The 24,577-nt window shown below is 56.7% G+C and carries 21 protein-coding genes, 1 tRNA gene and 2 pseudogenes; 13 read left to right on the plus strand and 11 right to left on the minus strand.

Annotated elements, in window-relative coordinates:
* Positions 1-3: 3 nt before the first annotated feature.
* The 6 genes and pseudogenes from DOU50_RS22255 to DOU50_RS24035 form a co-directional block, all read left to right on the plus strand.
* Positions 4-528 (plus strand): lipocalin family protein, encoded by a 525-nt coding sequence (locus DOU50_RS22255; RefSeq protein ID WP_148770304.1) that lies wholly within the window; start codon positions 4-6, stop codon positions 526-528.
* Positions 529-606: 78 nt separating this feature from the next.
* On the plus strand, positions 607-1,653 hold the full coding sequence (locus DOU50_RS22260) for a class I SAM-dependent methyltransferase (RefSeq protein WP_148770306.1): 1,047 nt from the start codon (positions 607-609) through the stop codon (positions 1,651-1,653).
* Positions 1,654-1,719: 66 nt separating this feature from the next.
* Positions 1,720-2,163: an acetyltransferase gene (locus DOU50_RS22265; RefSeq protein ID WP_148770308.1), complete on the plus strand. Its 444-nt coding sequence runs from the start codon at positions 1,720-1,722 to the stop codon at positions 2,161-2,163.
* A 239-nt stretch (positions 2,164-2,402) separates the two neighbouring features.
* Entirely contained in the window at positions 2,403-3,467 is a 1,065-nt protein-coding gene (locus DOU50_RS22270; protein WP_148770310.1) for a hypothetical protein, read from the plus strand.
* Positions 3,464-3,751 (plus strand): DUF6966 domain-containing protein, encoded by a 288-nt coding sequence (locus tag DOU50_RS22275; RefSeq protein ID WP_061716225.1) that lies wholly within the window; start codon positions 3,464-3,466, stop codon positions 3,749-3,751. The genes DOU50_RS22270 and DOU50_RS22275 overlap by 4 nt, the downstream gene beginning before the upstream one ends.
* A gap of 91 nt (positions 3,752-3,842) precedes the next feature.
* Positions 3,843-3,940, plus strand: a pseudogene (locus DOU50_RS24035) (GNAT family N-acetyltransferase); the annotation flags it as partial.
* On the opposite strand, the pseudogene rhuM reads toward DOU50_RS24035, so the two are convergent.
* Positions 3,939-4,150 (minus strand): annotated as a pseudogene (rhuM, locus tag DOU50_RS22280) (RhuM family protein); the annotation flags it as partial. The pseudogenes DOU50_RS24035 and rhuM overlap by 2 nt on opposite strands.
* 134 nt (positions 4,151-4,284) lie before the next feature.
* On the opposite strand from rhuM, the gene DOU50_RS22285 reads away from it, so the two are divergent.
* Complete coding sequence (locus DOU50_RS22285; RefSeq protein ID WP_228117545.1) at positions 4,285-4,704, plus strand: toll/interleukin-1 receptor domain-containing protein; 420 nt, start codon at positions 4,285-4,287, stop codon at positions 4,702-4,704.
* A 3-nt stretch (positions 4,705-4,707) separates the two neighbouring features.
* Here DOU50_RS22285 and DOU50_RS22290 read toward each other — a convergent pair.
* A tRNA-Sec gene (locus DOU50_RS22290) sits at positions 4,708-4,802 on the minus strand.
* 289 nt (positions 4,803-5,091) lie between these two features.
* On the opposite strand from DOU50_RS22290, the gene DOU50_RS22295 reads away from it, so the two are divergent.
* Complete coding sequence (locus DOU50_RS22295; protein ID WP_063622793.1) at positions 5,092-6,483, plus strand: glycoside-pentoside-hexuronide family transporter; 1,392 nt, start codon at positions 5,092-5,094, stop codon at positions 6,481-6,483.
* Positions 6,484-6,495: 12 nt separating this feature from the next.
* On the plus strand, positions 6,496-8,814 hold the full coding sequence (gene yicI / locus DOU50_RS22300; RefSeq protein WP_148770314.1) for an alpha-xylosidase: 2,319 nt from the start codon (positions 6,496-6,498) through the stop codon (positions 8,812-8,814).
* A gap of 84 nt (positions 8,815-8,898) precedes the next feature.
* Here the strand turns inward: yicI and DOU50_RS22305 are convergent, their stop codons facing one another.
* Together DOU50_RS22305 and xanP are read right to left on the minus strand one after the other, a co-directional pair.
* Positions 8,899-10,593 carry an AsmA family protein gene (locus DOU50_RS22305; protein ID WP_148770316.1) on the minus strand — a complete coding sequence of 565 codons (1,695 nt, stop codon included), beginning with the start codon at positions 10,591-10,593 and terminating at the stop codon, positions 8,899-8,901.
* A gap of 119 nt (positions 10,594-10,712) precedes the next feature.
* Positions 10,713-12,104: a xanthine/proton symporter XanP gene (gene xanP, locus DOU50_RS22310; protein WP_148770318.1), complete on the minus strand. Its 1,392-nt coding sequence runs from the start codon at positions 12,102-12,104 to the stop codon at positions 10,713-10,715.
* A 226-nt stretch (positions 12,105-12,330) separates the two neighbouring features.
* On the opposite strand from xanP, the gene gltS reads away from it, so the two are divergent.
* Positions 12,331-13,533 carry a sodium/glutamate symporter gene (gene gltS, locus DOU50_RS22315; protein WP_032650701.1) on the plus strand — a complete coding sequence of 401 codons (1,203 nt, stop codon included), beginning with the start codon at positions 12,331-12,333 and terminating at the stop codon, positions 13,531-13,533.
* Between the two features lies 1 nt (position 13,534).
* Here gltS and recG read toward each other — a convergent pair whose 3' ends face one another.
* The 5 genes from recG to gmk are packed head-to-tail and all read right to left on the minus strand — an operon-like array spanning position 13,535 to position 19,401.
* Complete coding sequence (gene recG, locus DOU50_RS22320; RefSeq protein WP_148770320.1) at positions 13,535-15,616, minus strand: ATP-dependent DNA helicase RecG; 2,082 nt, start codon at positions 15,614-15,616, stop codon at positions 13,535-13,537.
* A 3-nt stretch (positions 15,617-15,619) separates the two neighbouring features.
* Positions 15,620-16,309, minus strand: a complete 690-nt coding sequence (trmH, locus tag DOU50_RS22325; protein ID WP_024906644.1) for a tRNA (guanosine(18)-2'-O)-methyltransferase TrmH — start codon at positions 16,307-16,309, stop codon at positions 15,620-15,622.
* A 4-nt stretch (positions 16,310-16,313) separates the two neighbouring features.
* Positions 16,314-18,428 (minus strand): bifunctional GTP diphosphokinase/guanosine-3',5'-bis pyrophosphate 3'-pyrophosphohydrolase, encoded by a 2,115-nt coding sequence (gene spoT, locus DOU50_RS22330; RefSeq protein ID WP_024906643.1) that lies wholly within the window; start codon positions 18,426-18,428, stop codon positions 16,314-16,316.
* Positions 18,429-18,447: 19 nt separating this feature from the next.
* Positions 18,448-18,723 (minus strand): DNA-directed RNA polymerase subunit omega, encoded by a 276-nt coding sequence (gene rpoZ / locus DOU50_RS22335; protein ID WP_000135058.1) that lies wholly within the window; start codon positions 18,721-18,723, stop codon positions 18,448-18,450.
* A 54-nt stretch (positions 18,724-18,777) separates the two neighbouring features.
* A complete protein-coding gene (gene gmk, locus DOU50_RS22340; RefSeq protein WP_008502674.1) occupies positions 18,778-19,401 on the minus strand; it encodes a guanylate kinase in 624 nt (207 codons plus the stop codon).
* A 251-nt stretch (positions 19,402-19,652) separates the two neighbouring features.
* On the opposite strand from gmk, the gene ligB reads away from it, so the two are divergent.
* Positions 19,653-21,323: an NAD-dependent DNA ligase LigB gene (gene ligB, locus DOU50_RS22345; RefSeq protein ID WP_148770322.1), complete on the plus strand. Its 1,671-nt coding sequence runs from the start codon at positions 19,653-19,655 to the stop codon at positions 21,321-21,323.
* 2 nt (positions 21,324-21,325) lie between these two features.
* Here the strand turns inward: ligB and DOU50_RS22350 are convergent, their stop codons facing one another.
* Positions 21,326-21,943 carry a trimeric intracellular cation channel family protein gene (locus DOU50_RS22350; protein WP_148770324.1) on the minus strand — a complete coding sequence of 206 codons (618 nt, stop codon included), beginning with the start codon at positions 21,941-21,943 and terminating at the stop codon, positions 21,326-21,328.
* Positions 21,944-22,147: 204 nt separating this feature from the next.
* Positions 22,148-23,011, minus strand: a complete 864-nt coding sequence (locus tag DOU50_RS22355) for a YicC/YloC family endoribonuclease (RefSeq protein ID WP_032650708.1) — start codon at positions 23,009-23,011, stop codon at positions 22,148-22,150.
* 125 nt (positions 23,012-23,136) lie between these two features.
* On the opposite strand from DOU50_RS22355, the gene rph reads away from it, so the two are divergent.
* Both rph and pyrE read left to right on the plus strand, forming a co-directional pair.
* Positions 23,137-23,853: a ribonuclease PH gene (gene rph, locus DOU50_RS22360; protein ID WP_024906632.1), complete on the plus strand. Its 717-nt coding sequence runs from the start codon at positions 23,137-23,139 to the stop codon at positions 23,851-23,853.
* A gap of 67 nt (positions 23,854-23,920) precedes the next feature.
* Entirely contained in the window at positions 23,921-24,562 is a 642-nt protein-coding gene (gene pyrE, locus DOU50_RS22365) for an orotate phosphoribosyltransferase (protein WP_048992803.1), read from the plus strand.
* The last annotated feature ends 15 nt before the right edge of the window (positions 24,563-24,577 follow it).

The following is a 24,577-nucleotide window of genomic DNA, read 5'->3' on the forward strand; positions in this document are numbered from 1 at the left end:
CTCATGAAGCTATGGCCTGTTGTGACCGGTGTTGCGATTGCTTTGACGCTGGTCGCCTGTAAATCCCCCACGCCGCCGAAAGGCGTGCAGCCTATTACCAACTTCGAAGCCAGCCGCTATCTCGGCAAATGGTACGAAGTCGCCCGTCTGGAAAACCGCTTCGAACGCGGCCTGGAGCAGGTGACGGCGACCTACGGCAAGCGCAGCGACGGCGGTATCAGCGTGCTTAACCGGGGCTACGATCCGATGAAGAACAAGTGGAACGAGAGCGAGGGGAAAGCGTACTTTACCGGCGAACCGACCACGGCCGCGCTGAAGGTCTCCTTCTTCGGCCCGTTCTACGGCGGCTATAACGTGATCAGACTGGATGACAAGTATCAGTACGCGCTGGTCAGCGGCCCGAACCGCGATTACCTGTGGATCCTGTCGCGCACGCCGACCATCCCGGATGCAGTGAAGCAGGATTACCTGAATACCGCGCGCAGTCTGGGCTTCCGGGTTGACCAGCTGGTGTGGGTGAAGCAATAAAAATCGTGCTTTCTTCCTGGGGCATTACTGGCTCGCCTGGATAGACTTCCGTTAAAAGCCTAACGGGGAGAAGACGACATGAACTGGCAGCCTTTTCGCGGCGATGCGCCGGAAAATATGACGATTTTCAGCGCGTCATTTCCCGACGTCAGCGACCAGTGGCCGATGAAAGACGATGCTGCTCATGAGATCGCCTCCCTTGACCGCGCCCTGAAAGCCGAGCCAGCGCTCCGGCCGCCGAGGGTGGAATACGACGAAGGGGGGCAGGCCGTGCTTGTTCCGCAGAACCGCTATTCCGAACAGGCCTTCCGCAACCGTCCGGCGCTCACCGCGTGGCGCACCCGGCTGGTCCCCTCCGCGCTGGCGCTGTTTGTGGTGCAAAACCCGCTGGAGGACCGCCTGCCCGACGGCACAAAAATGGACAGCGACAGCCGCCAGTGGTTTATCCACGCTAACGATGCGGTTGGCGTGCGCTCCCGCGCCCGGGTGCTGGCCGCGCTGGTGGATAAGTACATTCATAATGAAAGCGAGAACAACTGGGTCAGCCTCGCGAGCGGTGCCGCCATTCCGGTGCTGGAGGCGCTGCGTGAAGCAAAGCTCGACGGCCAGCAGGTCTATCTCACGCTGGTGGACAAAGACCCGGTGGCGCTCAGCTGGGCCGAAACCATGGCGGCGCAGGAAGGCATTGTGGTGGGTGAACAGCTGACGCTGCTCAGGCGCAACCTGCTCCATACGCTGGTGCGTAACGAGGACCTGCTGCTGGAGCTGGGCGAGCATCAGGCCGAACTGGTCGACGCGCTGGGGATCTTCGAATACTTCAACGATACCGATGCGGTGACTTTCCTCCAGCGCGCGCTGCGGCTGGTCAAGCCCGGCGGGGCGGTGATTGTGTCGAACATGCTCACCAGTAGCCCGCACATTGACTTTGTGCTGCGGGGTATCGGCTGGGAGGATATTTATCCGAGATCGTTACAGCAGCTGCAGGATATCCACCTCGCGGCGGGTGTGCCGGTGGAAAACGTCACCGTCGTCGTGCCGAAGGATGGGGTGTACGCGGTGATGGAGATTAGGGTAGGGGATGAAAAATCGCACGGTCAGTTCCCTCTCCCTGAGGGAGAGGGTTAGGGTGAGGGGGGAACAGACCGCAAAGCGTGGCTTGAAATAATTCGGTTTTCCAAACATGATCCCCCCATGAAAATAGAAACCGCACACCCCTCACACTTCGAACGTCTGGTCGCGATCTGGGAATCCTCCGTCCGCGCCACCCATCATTTTTTGCAGGAAAGCGATATTGCGGCGCTGCGCCCGTTATTGCTTAACGCCTATCTGCCTAACCTCAAGGTCGTGATGGCTCGCGATGATGCAGGCGTTATTCACGGCTTTTTAGGCGTGGATGAAAACCGTATTGAAATGCTGTTTGTTGATGACGCGAGCCGGGGGAAGGGCGTCGGGAAATTTCTGCTGCAACACGCCATCGCAGCGTTCGGCGCGAACGAAGTGGACGTGAATGAGCAGAACCCGCAGGGCGTGGAATTTTATCGCCATATGGGGTTTGAGCAGGTCGGACGCTCGGAACTGGACGGGCAGGGGAATCCGTTTCCGCTGTTGCATATGCGGTTGGGTGGACAGGCTTAACGCCCTTGACCTGCTCCCCATTGATTAATACACAGTAATGCTGGCAATTTCTTCATCGACTTTGAGAGTAACTGCGAACTTCAGTTCCTCGCTCGTAGCGGACGTTTTCTGGTCCATCTCCGGTCAGACATAACCCAGGCAGGGTATGTGGTCAATCAACCGCGGGGCATTAGGGGTCTTTGCCTGTTGCCTGGAATGCGCAATAATTGGGCGTATAACGGCAGCGTAAAAGGGACACTATGCTTCATCACAGTCAGGCAATGTCACTGGACGACATCTACCTTGAGGACATTCCTCACATTATCCATCCGGACACTGCGGCAGGAGATCTCGCAGAAACTGCACTGCCCAACCGCATAATTCAGGAGTGGAATTTACCACAGGGCTACACCCGGTTTGTCAGCCGTTATCAACCGTTTCACTGGCAGCATCCGTGGATGGCATACCGTGACACTCTTGCCGACATCAAATCTGGGAAGCTCGTTCTGCTGAGAAAAGACATAACCGGGCATGCTATTTCGGGAGTGTTGACGACATCCGGTGACCTTCGCAATGATCTGCCGCTGTTCCTTCATACCCGGCTCAGCCATCTCCTGTCCCGGCAACTGAAACGCCCGGGATATCACGTTCGCCCGGCGGCACCTGCGCAACATGCTCAGGCTGCAAAAATCATCAACAGCAAAGCTGCTGGTCGCTTGTTGGCCGCGGGCGGGATCTATAATGGCAATATCGAGGGATTCCATCAGACCGTGCAGCAGCTCGGTGGCGATGCGCCAGCGGGTTACAATCAGGTTATGGACAATAAAGGGCTGGTTATTGCTGGCGCTTCTGTTGCTGCGGGTCTTGGCCTTGGCAGACTGGGGGCGGCGAGTGAGCTTAACAATCTCCATGTTCTGGGAAAAGTCGAGGGTGAATACTCGATGATAAAGCCCGGACCATTAAATGAGCGCTTTGCCGAAACATTCTCAGGCGGAGCTTACAAGGAAATAACATTGTCCCAGGACACCACATTTTTTAGAGGTGGTCAAAGCGGCACAGAGTTGGGTCGATTTTTCAGTTATGAACGACCTTTAGGAGTACTACAGACGCGTGTCGATAAAGCTGTGTTACCAAAATGGCCTGACGGTTCTGAATCTGTGATCGATAGTTTTTATGAGATAAAAATTCCTGCAGGATCGAAGGTATATGTCGGAGAGGTGGGCTACCAGTCTGATATTTTCCCTGGAGGTACTGAGCAAGTCGTAATCCCTGCACCTTGGAATATTCCAGGCGTAGAGACGGTTAATTTTGGGGGATTGAAATGAAATCAGAAATACATACGTTACTTAATCAAATCATTGAATTACTTGTCTCTTGTGATGAAAGTGTTTGGTCAAAAAGACTAATTTATTATCGTGAGCACCTGGATTCTGATTATGACCAGGTCGTGTTAGGTATTAGGTCTATTTTCAGAGGGGCTGGTTCCTTTAACGACTTAATATTGCAAAATAACGGCAAAATGCTGCAAGCTGAAAACAATACCCTTAATGAGTTATCAGATAAGCTATACAGCTTAATAAAAGCAGAGATCTCAGAGCGTAATATCTGAAAGATGTCGCTGAAAATAACTGTCACAGGGCTGAATATCAGCCCTGTCCTGCTGCCCACCGGCAGTTACACGGAGTTAATCGTCGCGCTCAGCCCTGGATGACGCAGGCGTTATTCACGGCTTTTTAGGCATGGATGAAACCGCATTGAAATGCTGTTTGTGGATGATGCGAGCCGGGGGACCGGGATTAGCGCTTAGCCTGCTTATCCCATTTTAATAAGCCGACGATATCTTTCTCACCCTCGGCTTCTTTCAGCAGGCGCTGCTTTTTTTCAAACTCAATGTATTCTGAGCACGCCTTTTCATCAGCCACTTTCTTGCTGATCTTGCCTGCCCCTTCTAAAACGTCCGGTCGTTAAATTGCAGGAACTGCTCGAGTTTGGTTTGCCTGTCTCGTAATAAATCGTAAAGCTGAACTCACTAAACTGTGCTCTCCATACAATAAAATATCATATAAGAAATTGTGCAGTTATTTTTCAGAATTACATTACATTGAAACTACTCTTCTGGACCAAATTGTGGAGCAGCGCTATATGAATAAACCTAACGGGGCAAAAATTTTCATCTCTCATTCATCATTAGATAAACCGTTTGCAAAGATGTTATGTATGGACCTTGAAGCAAATGGGTATGCTCCTTGGTTGGATGAATGGGACATAAAAGTGGGGGGGATTATTCCTGAGCGAATTTCAGACGGACTAGAAGAAGCTGATTTTGTAATTGTTATTCTTTCTGAAAATGCGGTTTCATCAAAATGGGTAGAAAGAGAATGGCAAACAAAATATTGGAATGAAATTCAACACAATTGTATTCATGTGCTTCCTTTACTTTTGAAAGATTGCAAAATACCTGAGTTGTTAAAAACAAAAAAATACGCAGATTTTAGAAATGATTTTAACAGTGGATTAAGGGACTTATTGGCAGCACTAGAAAGTTTGTATAAAAAGGAATGATTTTGGCGGAAGATCACAGGAGTCGAACCTGCCCGGGAACGCTGGCGTCCCCAACTGGATTTGAAGTCCAGCCACCTCACCGGAGATGACGATCTTCCGCGCCTCGATTGCTACATGGAGGCGGGGCGCATTATAGCTACTTTCAGGCATTTACCACATACCCCACACCACTTTTTTCACCTCTCTTTTGACCTGCACCCCCCTGTTTCAGTTAATTCCTAAGAAAATCCTCATGTTAGCCCTTCGTGCTCTCCAATATTTACCGCGATCACAAAAAACAAGAAACGTAATCTGCTAACCAGAAAACGCAATACCCGCTCAAGAAACAATGGTTTAAAAACACTGTAACCGGTCTCAGCGCCCCCTTTAGCGTAAAGGATAAAAAAGATGAGCGAAGTTTTGTCAGTAAAAGAGAAGATTGGCTACGGCATGGGAGACGCCGCCAGCCACATCATTTTTGATAACGTCATGTTGTACATGATGTTTTTCTATACCGATATTTTCGGCATTCCCGCCGGATTTGTCGGCACCATGTTCCTGCTGGCGCGCGCGCTGGATGCGATCTCCGACCCGTGCATGGGGCTGATTGCCGACCGTACCCGCAGCCGTTGGGGCAAGTTCCGACCGTGGATTTTGTTCGGCGCGATCCCGTTCGGTATCGTCTGCGTGCTGGCCTATACCACGCCGGACCTCAGCCTCAACGGCAAAATGGTGTATGCCGCCGTGACCTACACGCTGCTGACCCTGCTCTATACCGTGGTCAATATTCCTTACTGCGCGCTGGGCGGCGTGATCACCAGTGACCCGACGCAGCGTATCTCCCTTCAGTCCTGGCGCTTTGTGCTGGCGACCGCGGGCGGCATGCTCTCCACGGTGCTGATGATGCCGCTGGTGAAGCTGATTGGCGGCGACGATAAGGCGTTCGGCTTCCAGGGCGGCATCGCCGTGCTGTCGGTGGTCGCGTTCCTGATGCTGGCGTTCTGCTTCTTCACCACCAAAGAGCGTATCCAGGTGCCCCCGAGCACCACCTCCATGCGCGAAGACCTGCGCGATATCTGGCAAAACGACCAGTGGCGCATCGTGGGCGTGCTGACCATCCTCAACATCCTTGCCGTCTGCGTGCGCGGCGGCGCGATGATGTACTACTGCACCTGGATCATGGGCTCGCCGGAAGTGTTCGTCGCGTTCCTCACCACCTACTGCGTCGGCAACCTGATTGGCTCCGCGCTGGCGAAACCGCTCACCGACTGGAAGTGCAAGGTCAGCATCTTCTGGTGGACTAACGCCGCGCTGGCGGTGGTCAGCGTGGCGATGTTCTTCGTCCCGATGCATGCCACCGTGGTGATGTTCGCCTTTATCTTCGTCATTGGCGTGCTGCACCAGCTGGTGACGCCGATCCAGTGGGTAATGATGTCCGATACCGTCGACTACGGTGAATGGACCAACGGCAAGCGCCTGACCGGCATCAGCTTTGCGGGCACGCTGTTCGTGCTGAAGCTGGGTCTGGCGCTGGGTGGGGCGATGATCGGCTGGATGCTGGCAGGCGGCGGCTACGACGCGGCGGCCAAAACCCAGAACAGCGCGACCATCAGCATCATTATCGGCCTGTTTACCCTGGCCCCTGCGGTCTGCTATGTGCTGAGCGCCATCATCGCCAAACGCTACTACACGCTGAAAACCCCCTTCCTGACCAAAATTCTGGGCGAGCTGGCACAGGGCGCGCGCCGTAATCAGCAGGAATTTGAAACCCTGCCGGTCAGCAAAGAATTGCAGAACTAAGAGGATGAAAGCATGAAAATCAGTGATGGAAACTGGCTTATTCAACCGGGCCTGAATGTGACCTATCCGGTTCAGGTGTTCGACGTGGAGCAGCAGGGGAATGACCTGGTGGTGTACGTGGCGCCGCGCGACGTGCGCGAACGCACCTGGCAGCTCGACACGTTGATGTTCACGGTGCGCCTGTTTGCCCCGCAGGAAGGGATTGTCGGGGTGCGCATTGAGCATTTCCAGGGCGCGCTGAACAACGGCCCGCACTATCCGCTGAACGTTCTGAAGGACGTGAAGGTAGAGATTGAAAACAACGCCGAGTTTGCCGAGCTGAAAAGCGGCAGCGTCAGCGTGCGCGTCACCAAAGGCGAGTTCTGGGCGCTGGATTTCCTGCGTAACGGCCAGCGCATTACCGGCAGCCAGCTGAAAAACAACGGCTACGTGCAGGATACCAACGCCGACCGCAATTACGTGTTCGAACGTCTGGATCTGGGCGTGGGGGAAACGGTCTACGGCCTCGGCGAGCGCTTTACCGCGCTGGTGCGCAACGGCCAGACGGTCGAAACCTGGAACCGCGACGGCGGCACCAGCACCGAGCAGTCCTACAAAAATATCCCGTTCTACCTGACCAATCGCGGCTACGGCGTGCTGGTGAATCATCCCGAGAACGTCTCGTTTGAAGTCGGCTCCGAGAAGGTCTCCAAAGTGCAGTTCAGCGTGGAAAGCGAATATCTCGAATACTTCGTGATCGACGGCCCGACGCCAAAAGAGGTATTAAACCGCTATACCCGTTTCACCGGGCGTCCGGCGCTGCCGCCTGCCTGGTCGTTCGGCCTGTGGCTCACCACCTCGTTCACCACCAACTACGACGAAGCGACGGTGAACAGCTTTATCGACGGCATGGCCGAGCGCGACCTGCCGCTGCACGTCTTTCACTTCGACTGCTTCTGGATGAAGGCCTTCCAGTGGTGTGACTTCGAGTGGGATCCGGTGACCTTCCCGGACCCTGAAGGAATGATCCGCCGCCTGAAGGAGAAAGGGCTGAAGGTCTGCGTGTGGATTAACCCGTACATCGGCCAGAAATCCCCGATCTTCCGGGAGCTGAAAGAGAAGTGCTACCTGCTCAAACGCCCGGACGGCTCCCTGTGGCAGTGGGACAAATGGCAGCCGGGGCTGGCGATTTATGACTTCACCAACCCGGAAGCGTGCCGGTGGTATGCCGACAAGCTGAAAGGCCTGGTGGACATTGGCGTCGACTGCTTCAAGACCGACTTCGGCGAGCGTATCCCGACGGACGTGCAGTGGTTCGACGGGTCCGATCCGCAGAGGATGCATAACCATTACGCCTACATCTATAACGAGCTGGTGTGGAACGTACTGAAAGAGACGGTGGGGGAAGAAGAGGCGGTGCTGTTTGCCCGCTCCGCGTCCGTCGGTGCGCAGCAGTTCCCGGTGCACTGGGGCGGCGACTGCTACGCCAACTATGAATCCATGGCCGAGAGCCTACGCGGCGGGCTGTCGATTGGCCTGTCCGGCTTCGGGTTCTGGAGCCACGATATTGGCGGGTTCGAAAACACCGCCCCGGCGCACGTCTACAAACGCTGGTGCGCGTTCGGGCTGTTCTCCAGCCACAGCCGCCTGCACGGCAGTAAATCCTACCGCGTGCCGTGGGCCTACGATGACGAGTCCTGCGACGTGGTGCGCCACTTCACGCAGCTGAAATGCCAACTAATGCCGTACCTGTACCGTCAGGCGGCGCTGGCCCGCGAATTCGGCACGCCGATGCTGCGCGCGATGATGCTGGAGTTTCCGGACGATCCGGCGTGCGATTACCTCGATCGTCAGTACATGCTGGGGGATGCAATGATGGTGGCACCGGTGTTCTCCGAGGCGGGCGACGTGCAGTTCTACCTGCCGGAAGGCCGCTGGACGCACCTGTGGCACAACGACGAAATTCAGGGCAGCCGCTGGCATAAGCAGCAGCACGATTTCATGAGCCTGCCGGTCTACGTGCGCGACAATACGCTGCTGGCGCTGGGCAGCAACAACCAGAAGCCGGACTACGCGTGGCACGAGGGGACGGCCTTCCAGCTGTTTAACCTGGACGATGGCGCAACGGCGGTGAGCGAAGTGCCTGCGGCGGACGGCGCAGTGGCGTTTACGCTGAAGGCATCGCGTCAGGGCGACACCGTGACCTTTACCGGTGCGGGAGACGCGCAAAACTGGTCGGTGTGCTTGCGTAACGTGCAGAAGGTGAGCGGCGTGAAAGGCGGTTCACACGCGGGCAGCGAGTGGGGCGTGGTGGTGAAAGCCGAGGGGGATGAGGTGGTGGTTCACCTCTGAGCCGTAAAAATGCCCGGTGGCGCTTCGCTTACCGGGCCTACATGGGATCGTAGGCCGGGTAAGGCATAGCCGCCACCCGGCTATTTACTGTGCCGGAGCCACCGTCGACACCACACCGCCCGCCATCGTCTGCTGCACCTGCTGCTTATCCATATTCACCGCGCTCAGCTTCCCATTTACCGTTGGCTTCAGCGGGGCATTCGCCTGCACGCTGCCGCTGGCGGTGAGCTGAATATTGCCGTCGCCCGCAATCGGCAGCGCAGGCCAGCCCCACTGCTGCAGCACGTTGAGCGGCACGCCGCGCCCGTTCAGGCTCACCGTGGTCTGCCGCTGCGGAAGCTGCGAAACCGTCGCCGTTGCTTCCAGAATACCTTTCTCGGTAAACGCGCTCAGGTCGGTAATGTTCACCGTGGCGGCGTTCGCATTCAGCGCCAGCGACGGACGGCGCACGTCCACGCGGTTAAAGGTTGCGGCCGCACCGTTCAATGTTGCGCTGCCGCCCCAGATGCCCCACTGGCGATCTTTCACCAGCTGCAGGTTTGCGCCATAACCGTCCAGAGAGGTGATCTGCCACGGGAAGGCGGGATCGATGTCGATCACCAGGTTGCGGCTCAGGCCGAATTTTTGCAGCGTGACGCTGTTCAGCCATTCCGGCAGAGGCTCCATCCACAGCGTCTTCCAGTTCTGCGGCAGGGTGTATTCCAGCCCGGCGATGGCGACATCGTCCAGCACCAGCGCTTTACCGTCGCGCAGCCAGTTACCGGAGGTGCGCACCATGCCGCCCTCCCAGCGGGAAGTGAACTGACGCAGCGCCATGCCCTGCGGGGAAAACTCTGCATTCAGAATCGGGTCGAAAAGATGCAGCGAGCCGTAGATAAACTCGCTGGCGTTCATGGACAAGCGGCCTTCCTGGCTCTGCCAGTCGCCTTTGCTGAGAGTCAGGTTGCGCAGGCTTAAGTCGAGATCGGTCACCGCCCAGTCCGGGCCCTGAAGCCGGGCGTCGGTCACGTCCAGACGACCAATCTGCAGAGAGGGTATGGTGGCCAGCGGCGCGAAGAACGCCGTCAGTGTTTTATCGCTCTGCAGGCGGATCTCGTTCAGACGCATGGTGTCGATAATCCAGCTCCCGTCGGCGTTGCGCAGGGCGGAGCCGGTGAGTGAGCCGCGGGCCATATCGGCGCCAATCGTGTTCAGCACCACCTCCTTGCCGTTAAGCTGCCCCTCGATCAGCACGTTGGTGGCCGGTACGCCGTTCAGGGTCAGCGAGCCTGCGCTCATCTGAATCTGCGCGTTGTTCCCCAGCACGTTCCCGGCTTCCGGCTGCCATGGGCTGACGCCGCCCGTCACCTTCTGCGCGCTCAGGTCCCATTCGGTATTCGGGCTGTTAAAGGCCATGTTGTTCAGCTGCAGGCGATCCGCCTGGAAAGGCAGCGGCGCCGTCTGCGGCGAGAGATTCAGCGTGCCGTCGAACAGGGTGATGGTGTCCATATGCAGCGGATCGGTTACCTGGCGGCTGCTCAGGCCAATATCGACTTTTTTGGCGACCAGCGTGGCGGGTTTACCGTCCCGACCAAAGATGACGTTTTCCAGAATAATGTGGGAAGGCGACGAAAAGCGGTGATTCATCTTGTCGAAACTGAGTTCGTAATCGGTATTCACCGTCACCCAGCTGCTGACCTGAGACGCGCCCCAGCGGGTCTGGAGCAGAATGTAGAGCGCCAGCATCACAATGAGCAGGGCTACCAGAAGATAGATGAGGAGCTTTCCAATAAATTTCATGGTCTTCCATCCCGCAAAACGCACATAAGGGAGTTATGCACGATTTATGCGCAATCCTCAAGGCGGGAATGGTGTAATTAGATGTCACGGCAGGCATTGACTGCCTGCCGTGAGAGAAATCAATTTTTCTCAGGCGGGAAAACGAGGTTCAGCACGATAGCGGTGATACCGCCTGCGGCAATGCCGGAAGAGAGCAGGTTTTTCACCCAGTCAGGTGCAAACTGCAGGATCAGCGGCTGCTGGGAAACGCCCAGACCGACGGCCAACGACAGAGCGATAATCATGATCGCGCGGCGGTTCAGCGGCTCGCGGGAGACAATACGCACGCCGGAGGCCGCGATCGTCCCGAACATCACCAGCGTTGCGCCGCCCAGCACCGGCTCAGGGATGTGCTGCACAAAGCCGCTCACCGCCGGGAACAGGCCGAGGACGATCAGCATCAGCGCCACCACGAAGCCAACGTAGCGGCTGGCCACGCCGGTCAGCTGGATCACGCCGTTGTTCTGACCGAAGCAGGAGTTCGGGAAGGTGTTGAATACCGCAGAGACAAACGAGTTCAGGCCGTTCGCCAGCACGCCGCCTTTCAGGCGCTTCATGTACAGCGGGCCGGACACCGGCTGCTCGGAGACGTCGGAGGTGGCGGTGATATCACCGATGGTCTCCAGAGAGGTGATCATAAAGACCAGTATCAGCGGCAGGAGCAGACCCCAGTCAATGCCCAGACCGTAGTACAGCGGCGTAGGAACGGTGATCAGCGCGCTGTTGGTCGGCGCGGTGTTCTCCGGCAGCATGCCCAGTGCCCACGCCAGCAGGTAACCCGCCGCCATGGCGATCACCAGCGAGGCCACGCGCAGGTAAGGGTTACGCTGACGGTTAAGCAGAATAATGATCGCCAGCACGACGCCTGCCAGCAGCAGGTTTTTCGGCGCGCCGAAGGTGTGGTCGCTCATTGCGGCATAGCCGCCGCCGATGGAGGTAAGACCCACCTGAATCAGCGACAGGCCGATAATCATCACGACGACGCCGGAAACCAGCGGGGTGATAACGCGGCGAGCCAGATGCAGAACGCGGGAGATCACCATCTCCGTACAGCTGGCCAGCATCAGCGTGCCGAACAGCGCCGCCATCATGGTCGGGACATCTGCACCGCCGGTTTTCAGCGCCGTACCGCCCATGATCAGGGGCGCCACGAAGTTAAAGCTGGTGCCCTGAATCGACAATAATCCCGACCCCACCGGACCCCATGCTTTAATTTGAATAATCGAGGCCACGCCGGAGGCAAAAAGAGACATGCTGATAATGTGCTGCGTGTCCTGCGCCGGTAAACCGAGCGCCTGGCAAATCAGCAGCGCCGGGGTGATCACCGCAACAAACATCGCCAGAAGATGCTGGCAGGCGGCGAACAGCGTTTGCGGCAGCGGCGGGCGGTCTTCAAGGCGGTAAATCAGTTCGCTATTTTGCTTCTGCGCAATCGGTTGCGCATCAGGCGACTCTATGGTGTTAACGGACATCGGCGGCAATCCCACGGTGGAAAAGCGGGCATTTTATCTGACCACCTGGTAAAAGCAAACGATTGCCAGCAAAAAAAGGGAAGAAAATCTGCCGCTGTGAGCAGGTTTTCTACAACGTATCGGGAAAAAAAATTACACTTTTTCGCGCCGGGAGCTCATGAAGAGCGCAAACCGGCCCAGGATAACGCCGCGTGTGTATGGAACACGCGCAAAACAGGAGCCTTCTATGATTCATCTCGATACGTTGTCGACACTTGTTGCCGCAACGCTGGTCTTACTGCTTGGCCGTAAGCTGGTACATAGCGTTTCCCTTCTGAAGAAATACACCATTCCTGAACCTGTCGCCGGTGGTCTGCTGGTGGCGCTGGCCCTGCTGATACTGAAAAAAAGCATGGGCTGGGAAATCGATTTTGATATGTCCCTGAAGGACCCGCTGATGCTGGCCTTCTTTGCCACCATCGGCCTGAACGCCAACCTGGCGAGCCTGCGGGCGGGCGGTAAAGTGCTCGGCGTATTCCTGATTGTGGTGGTGGGGCTGCTGCTGATGCAAAACGCTATCGGCATCGGGATGGCGACGCTGCTGGGACTGGATCCGCTGATGGGGCTGCTGGCGGGGTCAATTACCCTTTCGGGCGGCCACGGTACCGGGGCCGCATGGAGCAAGCTATTTATCGAGCGCTACGGGTTTGAAAACGCGACGGAGGTGGCGATGGCCTGCGCGACCTTTGGGCTGGTGCTGGGTGGCCTGATTGGCGGCCCGGTGGCACGCTATCTGGTGAAGCACTCCACCACACCGGACGGCAGGCCGGACGATGAGCTGGTGCCGACCGCATTTGAAAAGCCGGACGTCGGGCGCAGCATTACCTCGCTGGTGCTGATTGAAACCATCGCGATGATCGCCATCTGCCTGACCGTGGGCAAAGTGGTTGCGCAATGGCTGGCGGGCTCAGCGTTTGAACTGCCGACGTTTGTCTGCGTGCTGTTTATTGGGGTGATCCTGAGCAACGGCCTGGCGCTGATGGGCTTCTATCGCGTGTTTGAACGGGCGGTGTCGGTGCTCGGCAACGTCTGCCTGTCACTGTTCCTGGCGATGGCGCTGATGAGTCTCAAGCTGTGGGAGCTGGCCTCGCTGGCGCTGCCGATGGTGGCGATTCTGGCGGTACAGGCGCTGTTTATGGCGCTGTACGCCATGTTCGTGACCTGGCGCATGATGGGCAAAAACTACGATGCGGCGGTGCTGGCGGCGGGTCACTGCGGGTTTGGTCTGGGGGCTACCCCAACGGCTATCGCCAACATGCAGGCGATCACCGAACGCTTCGGGCCTTCGCACATGGCGTTTCTGGTGGTCCCGATGGTCGGGGCGTTCTTTATTGATATTGTCAACGCGCTGGTGATTAAGCTGTACCTGATGCTGCCGATGTTTGCCTGAATCAGGCGTTGGAATAGCGTTCGGTTTCCGGCATCCAGCGCTCAATTAACGCTGCCGCCTGTTCGGGGTAGCGTTCATGAATGTGGCGGGCGAGGCGCTGAACCTCGGGGATCATAGCCTGATCGCGCAGCAAATCCGCCACTTTGAATTCCGCGTTCCCCGTCTGACGCGTGCCCAGCAGCTCGCCAGGGCCGCGGATCTCCAGGTCTTTTTGCGCAATCACAAAACCGTCGTTGCTGTCGCGCAGCACCTGCAGACGCATCTGGGCGGTTTTCGAGAGCGGGGCTTTGTAAAGCAGTACGCAGTGGGACGCCACCGCGCCACGGCCAACGCGCCCGCGCAGCTGGTGGAGCTGGGCAAGGCCCAGACGTTCCGGGTTTTCGATGATCATCAGGCTGGAGTTCGGGACGTCCACGCCCACTTCAATCACCGTCGTGGCGACCAGCAAATGCAGCTCGCCCTGCTTAAACGACTGCATCACCGCCTGTTTTTCGGCAGGCTTCATGCGTCCATGAACCAGGCCCACGTTCAGCTCCGGCAGTGCCAGCTTAAGCTCTTCCCACGTGGCTTCGGCAGCCTGCGCTTCCAGCAGTTCCGACTCTTCAATCAGCGTACAGACCCAGTAGGCCTGGCGCCCTTCGTGGGTGCAGGCGTTGCGCACGCGGTCAATGATATCGCTGCGGCGCGTGTCAGGAATGGCGACCGTTGTGACCGGCGTACGGCCCGGGGGCAGTTCGTCGATGGTGGAGGTATCCAGATCGGCGTAGGCCGTCATCGCCAGGGTGCGCGGGATCGGCGTAGCGGTCATGATCAGCTGATGCGGGTGGAAGCCCTGCTGCAGGCCTTTCTCCCATAATGCCAGACGCTGGTGCACGCCGAAGCGATGCTGCTCGTCGATAATCACCAGCGCAAGGCCGTTAAACTGCACCTGTTCCTGGAAGATGGCGTGCGTGCCGACAATCATCTGCACCTGCCCGCTGGCAATAGCCTCCTGTTGCGCAAGGCGCGCTTTGCCTTTTTGCTTCCCGGCAAGCCAGCCCACTTCAATGCCCAGCGGCGCGAACCAGGCGCGGAAATTGTTGGCATGCTGTTCCGCCAGCAGTTCGGTCGGTGCCATCAGCGCGACCTGTTTGCCGTGGGCAATCGCGCGCAGGGCTGCCAGCGCGGCAACCAGCGTTTTGCCGGAACCCACGTCGCCCTGCACCAGGCGCATCATCGGCACGTCGAGCGCCATATCGCGTTCGATTTCGGCGGTGACGCGCGCCTGTGCGCCGGTGGGTTTAAACGGCAGCGAGGCCAGCAGTTTATCTTTGAGCTCATCACGCGGGCTTAAGGGCTGGGCGTGAAAACGCTGCGCGCCCGCGCGAAGCGCCAGCATGCTCAGGTTATGGGCCAGTAATTCCTCAAGGATAAGACGCCGTTGGGCGGGGTGTTTGCCGCTTTCTAAGTCGCTGAGCTGCAGCGTTGGCGGCGGGCGGTGCAGGGTGCGCAGCGCCTCGGGCAGGCTCATCATGCCCTGCGCCAGCTCGGGCGGCAGCAGCTCGGTAATGGCGCAGGTATCCAGCAGCTCCAGCGCCTGATCGGTGAGCTTACGCAGCGTCGCCTGCTTGATTCCTTCGGTCGTCGGGTAAACCGGGGTGAGCGTCTCCTGCAGCTCCGGCGTGCTGAGATCGCCCTGCACGCGGTACTCCGGGTGGATCATCTCTGCGCCGTATTTCCCGCGTTTGGCTTCGCCATAGGCCAGCACCCTTCGGCCCGTCGCCAGGCTGTTTTTCATCGCCGCGCTGAAGTTGAAAAAACGCATGGTGAGAATGCCGGTGCCGTCGCTGATCTGGCAGGTCATCATCCGGCGTCCGCCGAAGGTGATGTTGCAGTTCAGGACTTCGCCTTCAACGGTGGCGTAAATGGCGGGAAGGAGATCGCCAATCTTATAGAGCTGGGTGCGGTCTTCGTAACGCAGGGGGAGGTGAAGCAGGAGATCCTGAACGGTGTGCAGGCCAATTTTTGCCAGCTTATTGCTTTGCGCCGCGCCCACGCCCGTCAGGCTGTTAAGCGGGATGGCATCCAGCAGGCGGCCTTTCATCGCTTACCCGGCGTACTGCATGGTGGCCCACCACTCGGCATCGGCTTCAATTTCGCCCTGCGCGTTGACGTGGGGGTAAGGCAATTTTTTCTGCTTCGCAACGCGAGCCAGCACCGGATAGCCACCTTCAAACAGCAGGCGCTGCTGTTCCTCTTCCGGCAGCATGCTGTTGCTGCGCTCGTACATCCCGGCGTTCTGACGCTGGCGCTGCGCTTCATACAGAATGAGCGCGGACGCCACGGAGACGTTAAGAGACTGGACCATGCCGATCATCGGAATGATGATGTCCCGATCCGCCAGATCCAGCGCTTCCTGGGTGATCCCGGTTTTCTCCTGACCCATCAAAATGCAGGTCGGGCGGGTGTAGTCGATCTCGCGGAAATCTACGGCTTTAGCGGACAGGTTAGTGGCCAGGATCTGCATCCCGCGCCCTTTCAGGTGCGATACGGCTTCGCCAATGGTGTGATGATTTTTAACAGACACCCAGCTGTTGCTGCCTGCCGCCGCCGAGACCGTATTGCGCATACGGCCATCCGGCCAGACGGCGTGCACTTCATGCACACCGACGGCATCTGCGGTACGAACGATAGCAGAGACGTTATGAGGTTTATGCACCTGCTCCATGCAGACCGTCAGGTCAGGCTGACGCCTGGCGAGCATTTCGCAGATACGTGCATAACGTTGTGAATTCATAAACCTAGTTTCGGTTTCGGGTGACTTTAATCACGTCCGGCATGACGCGGATCTTGCGCATAATATTCGCCAGATGCACGCGGTCGCGAGCGGTCAGACGAATAAAGGCGCTATACACGCGGCCATCTTTCTCTTCCGTATTCAGGCTCTGAATGTTGGACGAAGCCGTGTTGATCGCTGCCGTCAGATTCGCCAGGGCACCCTGGTGGTTGAACATATCCACCTTAATTTCGGTGATAAATTCCTGCGCGGTCTCTTTATCCCACTCGACCGCCATAAACTTCTCGGCTTCTTTCTGATAGCCGCGAATGTTACGACAGGATTCGTGGTGGATAACCAGCCCTTTGCCCGGGCTGACGTGCGCAATAATCGGATCGCCAGGAATTGGACGACAGCATTTTGCGAAGGTGATCAGCACGCCGTCCGCGCCTTTAATCGGCAGGTGTCCGTGGCTTTGCGTGGTTGCCGGCACCGCTGTCGTGTCGCCTTGCTGCAGATTCTTCGCCACCACCACGCTCATGGCGTTGCCGAGGCCAATCTCTGCCAGCAAGTCGTCAAGCGACGTAAGCTTCATGCGCTCCAGCTCACGCTGGACGTTCTCCTGCGGAATTTCAGCCAGCTTACGGCTGCCGCCCAACGCGTGGTTGAGCAGACGACGCCCCAGGCTGACGGAATCATCACGCTTGAGGTTTTTCAGCAACTGACGAATTTTGGCGCGTGCTTTGGAGCTCACGACAAAGTTCAGCCAGGCCGCGTTAGGACGTGCACCCGGCGCGGTAATAATTTCTACCGTCTGGCCGCTGGAGAGCGGCTGAGACAGTGGATAAGGTTGTCTGTCGACGCGCGCGCCGACGCAGGCATGCCCGATATCGGTATGCACGGCGTAAGCGAAGTCGACTGGCGTTGCGCCCGCAGGCAGTTCGACAATGCGACCTTCTGGGGTGAAAACGTAAATCTCATCCGGGAAGAGATCGGATTTAACGCTCTCGATAAATTCAAACGAGCTGCCCGCACTCTGCTGAAGCTCCAGCAGGCTCTGCATCCAGCGCTGGGCGCGGATTTGTGCGGTCGTGCTGCTTTCGCCACCGTGCTCTTTATACGCCCAGTGTGCGGCAACCCCCATCTCTGCCATCTGGTCCATGTCTTCGGTGCGGATCTGCACCTCAACAGGCACACCGTGCGGACCAATCATCGAGGTGTGCAAAGATTGATAGCCGTTCGCTTTTGGAATGGCGATGTAATCTTTCATGCGACCCGGACGCGGTTTGTAGAGGCTGTGCATCTGCCCCAGCACGCGATAACAGGTGTCCGAGTCATGGACAATGACGCGGAAGGCGTAGATATCCATGATCGAGTGAAAACGCTGCTCTTTGAGCACCATTTTGCAGTAGATGGAGTACAGGTGTTTCTCGCGACCGCTGACGCGGCACGGGATCCCCGCTTCCTGTAAGCGCCCTTCGATTTCAGAGAGGATCTTTTGAATCATCTCTTTACGGTTACCGCGTGCGGCTTTCACCACCTCTTTAATCACGCGATAGCGGTTCGGGTACAACGCTTCAAAACCCAGCTCTTCCAGCTCGGTTTTAATGTGATGAATACCTAAACGGTGCGCCAGCGGACTGTAGATTTCGAGGGTTTCACGGGCAATGCGGCGACGTTTATCCGGGCGAAGTGAGCCCAGCGTGCGCATGTTGTGGGTACGGTCAGCGAGTTTGATGAGAATGACGCGGATATCCTGCACCATCGCCATAATCATCTTGCGGAAGTTTTCGGCCTGCGCCTCTTTCTTGTCGCGGAAATTCAGCTTATCAAGCTTAGAGACCCCTTCCACCAGTTCGGCAACGCTTTTGCCAAACAGCTGTTCCATGTCCTGGTAAGTGGCAGGGGTATCTTCGATCACGTCGTGCAGCAGAGCGGCCATGAGCGTTTCGTAGTCGAGTTTCATCTCGGCCAGAATACAGGCCACCGCTACCGGGTGCGTGATATAGGGTTCACCGCTTGAACGTGTCTGGCCCTCGTGAGCGTCACGTGCAACGAGATACGCCTGCTGAAGACGCTTAATCTGGTCTTCAGGCAGGTAGGTTTGAATCAGTTGATTCAGGCTTTCAAACAGATACAAGGGCGACCCGCAGGTTTAATTAACGACGACCTTCAGCAATAGCGGTTACGGCCTGCAGTTCTGCGGCTTCCTGCTCTTGCTGCTCCTGGCGCTCACGCACGTCGAGGATCTGGTTGTTGATCAGACCTTCTTCGATTTCGCGAAGTGCAATAACGGTGGTTTTATCGTTTTCTTCCGGTACCAGCGGATCTTTACCGCCTACCTGCATCTGACGAGCGCGACGCGCGGCGACCAGCACCAGGTCAAAACGGTTACCAATTTTCTCTACAGCGTCCTGAACAGTTACGCGTGCCATACTTAAAATGCTCCACAGGTGAAGAAATGACTGGGCATGATACTGAAAGTGGGTTCAGTCTGCCAACAGTTTGGTGATTAATGCGTCATGTCGCTGCTTCTGGCGGCTCATACGCAGACGTTCTGCACGAAGAATGGTTTTGAGATCGCTCAGTGCGGCATCAAAATCATCATTCACAATAAGGTAATCATATTCCGCGTAATGGCTCATTTCTGCAACAGCCTGTTCCATACGCTTTGCGATCACTTCTTCGCTGTCCTGACCGCGGCCACGCAGACGGCGATCCAGCTCATCTTTCGATGGCGGTAAAATAAAGATACTGCGCGAGTCAGGCATTTTCTTGCGAATTTGCTGTGCGCCCTGCCAGTCGATATCCAGGAACACATTCACGCCCGTGGCCAGAACCTGCTCAATGGTTTCACGTGAAGTACCGTAGTAATTACCAAATACTTCAGCGTGTTCAAGAAACGCGTCTCTGCCGATCATCGCTCTGAATTCGTCGTGATCCACAAAGAAATAGTGTTCACCGTGCACTTCACCCGGACGCGGCTGGCGCGTGGTGTGAGAAACAGAAACCTGTGTGTCGTACAACGGTTGGGTTTTTAACAGTGCCTGAATAAGGCTGGATTTACCCGCGCCACTAGGGGCAGAAACAATATAAAGCGTGCCTTGAGCCATGAGAGTCTTTTGTATGTGTTAACGAAGAAGTCCTACATACGGGCTTATTATACACGTCACCGCCGTGTGACGTAGCCTTTGTCACACTTTTTCCCCTCGATTATTGAATTTTGCGTGCCGTTTTCAGGTTTTATCTGTGGTTTTCAGCAACCAAAAGAAATACTGGATAGCGTCTCGCAATGCGAAACGTTGCCGTTAGCGTTGTTTCAGGCATCCGGGTATACCTCCTGCAACGCAAAGGAGGGGTAGCGATGTGGCGATGGATAAGCGGGTTAATGCTATTGTGGTGCGGTTATGGCGCGGCGATGTGTCCGGTGTGGTCGCAGGCAAAAGCAGAGAAAGAGATGGCGTCGTTAAGCGCGCAAATCAAACGCTGGGATGAGGCTTACTGGAAGCAGGGCGTGAGCGAGATCAACGACGAGGTTTACGACCAGCTTCACGGGCGTTTAACGCAGTGGCAGCGCTGTTTTGGCAGTGAGCCTTCAGAAGAGAAACTCCCCGCGCTGACGGGGAGCGTAAAACATCCTGTTGCCCACACGGGCGTGCATAAGGTGGCCAGCAAAGAGGAACTGAGACAGTGGATGCGTGCGCGGCAACATCTGTGGCTGCAGCCGAAAGTTGACGGTGTGGCGGTGACGCTGGTCTATCGTGACGGGAAGTTAACCCAGGCCATCAGTCGTGGTGATGGCCTGAAAGGGGAAGACTGGACCGGGAAGGTGCGTTTAGTCCCGTCTGTTCCGCAAAAGCTCACCGGCAAGCTGGCGAACAGCGTCTTACAGGGCGAACTCTTCTGGTTGCGCGACAACCACATTCAGCAGCAGATGGGCGGAATGAACGCTCGTGCAAAGGTGGCGGGGGCGATGATGCGGCAAAAGGATAACTCGCTATTGAGCAAGATCGGCGTATTCATCTGGGCCTGGCCGGACGGACCGAAAGATATGCAGACCTCTTTAGCTGAACTGTCTCAGGCTGGTTTTACGCTGTCGGCACGGTATACGCTTCCCGCCGAATCTGTTGATGGCGTCGAGAAACAGCGCGCGGCCTGGCACGTGACCGCATTACCCTTTGCCACGGATGGCATTGTGGTGCGTTCGGAGGATGAACCTGCTGGCGAAGATTGGTTACCGGGAGAAGGCAACTGGGTCGTTGCGTGGAAATATGCGCCTACAGCCCAGGTTGCTGAGGTGAGTAATATTCATTTTTCCGTGGGGCGAACGGGCAAAATTTCCGTTGTAGCCGCGCTGGAACCCGTGCAACTGGATGATAAACAGGTGCAGCGGGTGAGCCTGGGCTCGGTTGGGCGCTGGCAGATACTGGATATTGCCCCGGGGGATCAGATACAGATCAGCCTGGCCGGGCAGGGTATCCCCCGGTTTGATAAAGTGCTCTGGCGCGGGACGGACAGACATAAACCAGAGCCTCCGGCCTCGCGTTATCATTCGCTTAGCTGTTTCTACGCTTCCCCGGAGTGTATGGAGCAGTTCTTTGCCCGGCTGACCTGGCTCAGTTCAAAGCAGGTGCTTGATATTGAAGGATTAGGCGAGTCAGGCTGGCGTACCCTCTGGCAGGCGCATCATTTTGAACATCTCTTTTCATGGCTGTTATTAACTCAGGCGCAGCTGCAGTCTACACCGGGGTTTTCCTCAGCACGCGGGCTGGCGCTCTGGCACCGATTTAATCTGGTGCGCGAGAAGCCGTTTATCCGCTGGCTCATGGCGTTGGGTGTGCCAATGACGCAGGCTTCGCTGAAGGCGATGGGAGACATATCGTGGCAGAAGATGAGCGGGCGCAACGCAAAGGACTGGCAGGCCCTGCCGGGAACGGGAGAAGAAAAAGCGCGACAAATCGTTAACTGGATGCACGTGCCTCAGATTGATGTGCTGGCGAAATGGCTCGCTGAACAGCACATCAACGGGTTCTGAAACTAGTGTGCGCTGTGTTTGTAATGAAAAACGGGCAGCCCGAGCTTCAGACGCAGCGCCAGCATGCGGGCCGTAAAGCCAAACAGTAGCGTCGAGATGACCACCACATCATGGTTAGAAACGTAATGCTGCAGGGCGATATAAAGCACCGCTGCCGCAAAGGAGATGCCGGCATACAGTTCTTTTTGAAAGACCAGAGGAATGCGCTTGCAGAACATATCGCGCAGCACACCGCCGAATACGCCCGTGACCACGGCGGCAATGGTGGCGATAACCGGTCCTTCCCCCATATCGAGCGCGATTTGCGCACCGATGATCGAAAAGACGATCAGCCCCAGCGCATCAAGCACCAGGAACAGGCGGCGAAGATGGGGCATAACGGGCGCCACGATGGTGGTTAACACGGCAGCAGTCGCCACAATAATCACGTATTCAGGGTGTTTAACCCAGCCGAGCGGGTAATGGCCAAGCAGGATATCGCGCACGGAACCACCGCCAAGCGCGGTCGCGGTAGCAATAATGATTACGCCGAAGGTGTCCATACGGCGACGTCCGGCGGCAAGCGTGCCGGTCATGGCTTCTGCGGTGATGCCAATGAGATAAAGGATGTGAAGCAGCATAGACCCTCCGGTGTGAACGCGGGGAGGTTAGCGATTTGTGCGCAAGATCACGATTGAGATTTTCTAAGGCGAGTCAGGTTGCCCTATAAAATTTTATTAATTTATTTTGAGCATGCTTGGTGATAGGCGGTAAAACGTAAAAACGGATGTTGATATGGATTAGAAAAAATAATGGGTGGTGCAGTCGACACCACCCGAAAGGCATTACTCGATGTTCTGAATCTGCTCGCGCATCTGCTCAATCAGCACTTTCAACTCAATCGCTGAATTCGTCACGTCTGCATTGATCGACTTAGACGCCAGGGTGTTCGACTCGCGGTTGAACTCCTGCATCATAAAGTCCAGACGGCGGCCCACCGCTTCCTTCTTCTTCAGAATGTTGTAGGTCTCTTTAACGTGCGCTTCCAGACGGTCTAGCTCTTCAGCGACATCGATACGCTGCGCCATCAGCACCAGCTCTTGTTCCAGACGGGTGTTTTCCAGCTGAACTTCCGCTTCTTCCAGTTTGGCGACAAGGCGTTCGCGCTGCCACTGCAGCACTTCCGGCATATGGGCGCGGACTTTCGCCACTTCGGTGCTCACACCTTCAAGACGCTGCTCAATCATCGCTTTCAGCGCCTGACCTTCGGTTTCACGAGCAACGATAAAGTCGTCGAGCGTGCCGTCGAGGGCTGCCAGGATTTCAGCGGCAATGGCATCCAGATCCTGCTCACCGGCGGCCATGACGCCAGGCCAGCGCAGAATATCAACCGGATTGATTTCACCTTCATCGCTCTGCATTTTGACCCAGTTCGCCGCATTCACGAGCTGTTTCGCCAGTTTTTCGTTGAGGATCAGCTCGCCCTGTGCGCTGGCATCAGGCTCAAAGCGCAGGTTACATTCCACTTTACCGCGCGTCAGACGCGTACGAATACGCTCGCGTACAACAGGCTCAAGGCTGCGGAACTGCTCCGGCATACGGAAATACGTTTCCAGGTAACGCTGGTTTACCGAGCGCATTTCCCATGTGGCGCTACCCCAGCTACCCTTGATTTCACGCCGGGCGTAGGCGGTCATACTGCGGATCATAGACATTCCCGTTTTTAAAGGAGAGATGGGGGGATTATAGCTTTCGGGGGCTTCTCAGGATAGGAATAAGCGTCCTTTATCCGTATAATGCGCAGCCACATTCGTTTCAAGCCGGAGAATCCATCATGCGTCCATCAGGTCGTAGCGCCAACCAGGTGCGTCCCGTCATCCTGACCCGTAACTATACAAAACACGCTGAAGGCTCCGTGCTGGTTGAGTTTGGTGACACTAAAGTGCTGTGCACTGCCTCCATCGAAGAAGGTGTTCCGCGCTTCCTGAAAGGTCAGGGTCAGGGCTGGATCACCGCAGAATACGGCATGCTGCCGCGTGCGACCCATACCCGTAATGCCCGTGAAGCGGCAAAGGGGAAGCAGGGCGGTCGTACCATGGAGATTCAGCGTCTAATCGCGCGCGCGCTTCGCGCCGCCGTTGACCTGAAAATCCTCGGCGAATTCACCATCACTCTCGATTGCGACGTAATTCAGGCAGACGGCGGTACGCGTACCGCATCCATTACCGGTGCCTGCGTGGCGCTGGCGGACGCTCTGAACAAGCTGGTTGCGGCCGGCAAGCTGAAAACCAACCCAATGAAAGGCATGGTTGCGGCGGTTTCAGTCGGTATCGTTAACGGCGAAGCGCTTTGCGATCTGGAATACGTTGAAGATTCCGCAGCCGAAACCGACATGAACGTGGTGATGACCGAAGACGGTCGCATCATTGAAGTACAGGGTACGGCAGAAGGCGAGCCGTTCACTCACGAAGAACTTCTCTCTCTGCTGGCGTTGGCCCGAGGGGGAATCGAATCTATTGTAACGACGCAGAAAGCGGCGTTAGAAAATTGATTTTAAAGGCGACCAATGAGTCGCCTTTTTTTTGCCTGTAAGACAGAAAAACCAAAGGAGCAAATCCATGAAATCGTATCAGCGCCAGTTTATTGAGTTTGCGCTCAACAAGCAGGTACTCAAGTTTGGCGAGTTTACGCTGAAATCCGGGCGTAAGAGTCCCTATTTCTTCAACGCCGGGCTGTTTAATACCGGGCGCGATCTGGCATTGTTAGGCCGTTTCTATGCCGAAGCGCTGGTGGATTCCGGGATTGATTTTGACCTGCTGTTTGGCCCGGCCTATAAAGGCATTCCGATTGCGACCACCACCGCGGTAGCGCTGGCGGAACATCATGACCGTGACGTGCCGTACTGCTTTAACCGCAAAGAGGCTAAAACCCACGGTGAAGGCGGGAATCTGGTTGGCAGCGCGCTGCAGGGCCGCGTGATGCTGGTGGACGACGTGATCACCGCGGGTACGGCGATCCGCGAATCGATGGAGATCATTCAGGCCAACGGTGCGACGCTGGCTGGCGTGCTGATTTCTCTGGATCGTCAGGAACGTGGTCGCGGGGAAATTTCCGCTATTCAGGAAGTCGAGCGCGATTACAGCTGCAAAGTGACGTCGATTATCACTCTGAAAGACCTGATTGCGTATCTGGAAGAGAAGCCTGAGATGGCGGACCATCTGGCGGCGGTACGTGCGTACCGGGAAGCGTTCGGGGTGTAGTTAAATTGCCCGGTG

This window comes from Enterobacter sp. C6 (assembly GCF_008122455.1).
In the GTDB taxonomy this organism is placed as follows: Bacteria; Pseudomonadota; Gammaproteobacteria; order Enterobacterales; family Enterobacteriaceae; genus Enterobacter; species Enterobacter pseudoroggenkampii.

Excerpts from the sequence above, each read along its gene's own strand:
- pyrE (WP_048992803.1), top strand. The coding sequence starts at position 23,921 with ATGAAATCGTATCAGCGCCAGTTTATTGAGTTTGCGCTCAACAAGCAG.
- DOU50_RS22265 (WP_148770308.1), top strand. The coding sequence starts at position 1,720 with ATGAAAATAGAAACCGCACACCCCTCACACTTCGAACGTCTGGTCGCG.
- trmH (WP_024906644.1), bottom strand. The coding sequence starts at position 16,309 with ATGAATTCACAACGTTATGCACGTATCTGCGAAATGCTCGCCAGGCGT.
- DOU50_RS22260 (WP_148770306.1), top strand. The coding sequence starts at position 607 with ATGAACTGGCAGCCTTTTCGCGGCGATGCGCCGGAAAATATGACGATT.
- DOU50_RS22275 (WP_061716225.1), top strand. The coding sequence starts at position 3,464 with ATGAAATCAGAAATACATACGTTACTTAATCAAATCATTGAATTACTT.
- xanP (WP_148770318.1), bottom strand. The coding sequence starts at position 12,104 with ATGTCCGTTAACACCATAGAGTCGCCTGATGCGCAACCGATTGCGCAG.
- recG (WP_148770320.1), bottom strand. The coding sequence starts at position 15,616 with ATGAAAGGCCGCCTGCTGGATGCCATCCCGCTTAACAGCCTGACGGGC.
- rph (WP_024906632.1), top strand. The coding sequence starts at position 23,137 with ATGCGTCCATCAGGTCGTAGCGCCAACCAGGTGCGTCCCGTCATCCTG.
- yicI (WP_148770314.1), top strand. The coding sequence starts at position 6,496 with ATGAAAATCAGTGATGGAAACTGGCTTATTCAACCGGGCCTGAATGTG.
- gltS (WP_032650701.1), top strand. The coding sequence starts at position 12,331 with ATGATTCATCTCGATACGTTGTCGACACTTGTTGCCGCAACGCTGGTC.
- DOU50_RS22270 (WP_148770310.1), top strand. The coding sequence starts at position 2,403 with ATGCTTCATCACAGTCAGGCAATGTCACTGGACGACATCTACCTTGAG.
- DOU50_RS22255 (WP_148770304.1), top strand. The coding sequence starts at position 4 with ATGAAGCTATGGCCTGTTGTGACCGGTGTTGCGATTGCTTTGACGCTG.
- DOU50_RS22285 (WP_228117545.1), top strand. The coding sequence starts at position 4,285 with ATGAATAAACCTAACGGGGCAAAAATTTTCATCTCTCATTCATCATTA.
- rpoZ (WP_000135058.1), bottom strand. The coding sequence starts at position 18,723 with ATGGCACGCGTAACTGTTCAGGACGCTGTAGAGAAAATTGGTAACCGT.
- gmk (WP_008502674.1), bottom strand. The coding sequence starts at position 19,401 with ATGGCTCAAGGCACGCTTTATATTGTTTCTGCCCCTAGTGGCGCGGGT.
- DOU50_RS22295 (WP_063622793.1), top strand. The coding sequence starts at position 5,092 with ATGAGCGAAGTTTTGTCAGTAAAAGAGAAGATTGGCTACGGCATGGGA.
- ligB (WP_148770322.1), top strand. The coding sequence starts at position 19,653 with ATGTGGCGATGGATAAGCGGGTTAATGCTATTGTGGTGCGGTTATGGC.
- DOU50_RS22350 (WP_148770324.1), bottom strand. The coding sequence starts at position 21,943 with ATGCTGCTTCACATCCTTTATCTCATTGGCATCACCGCAGAAGCCATG.
- DOU50_RS22305 (WP_148770316.1), bottom strand. The coding sequence starts at position 10,593 with ATGAAATTTATTGGAAAGCTCCTCATCTATCTTCTGGTAGCCCTGCTC.
- DOU50_RS22355 (WP_032650708.1), bottom strand. The coding sequence starts at position 23,011 with ATGATCCGCAGTATGACCGCCTACGCCCGGCGTGAAATCAAGGGTAGC.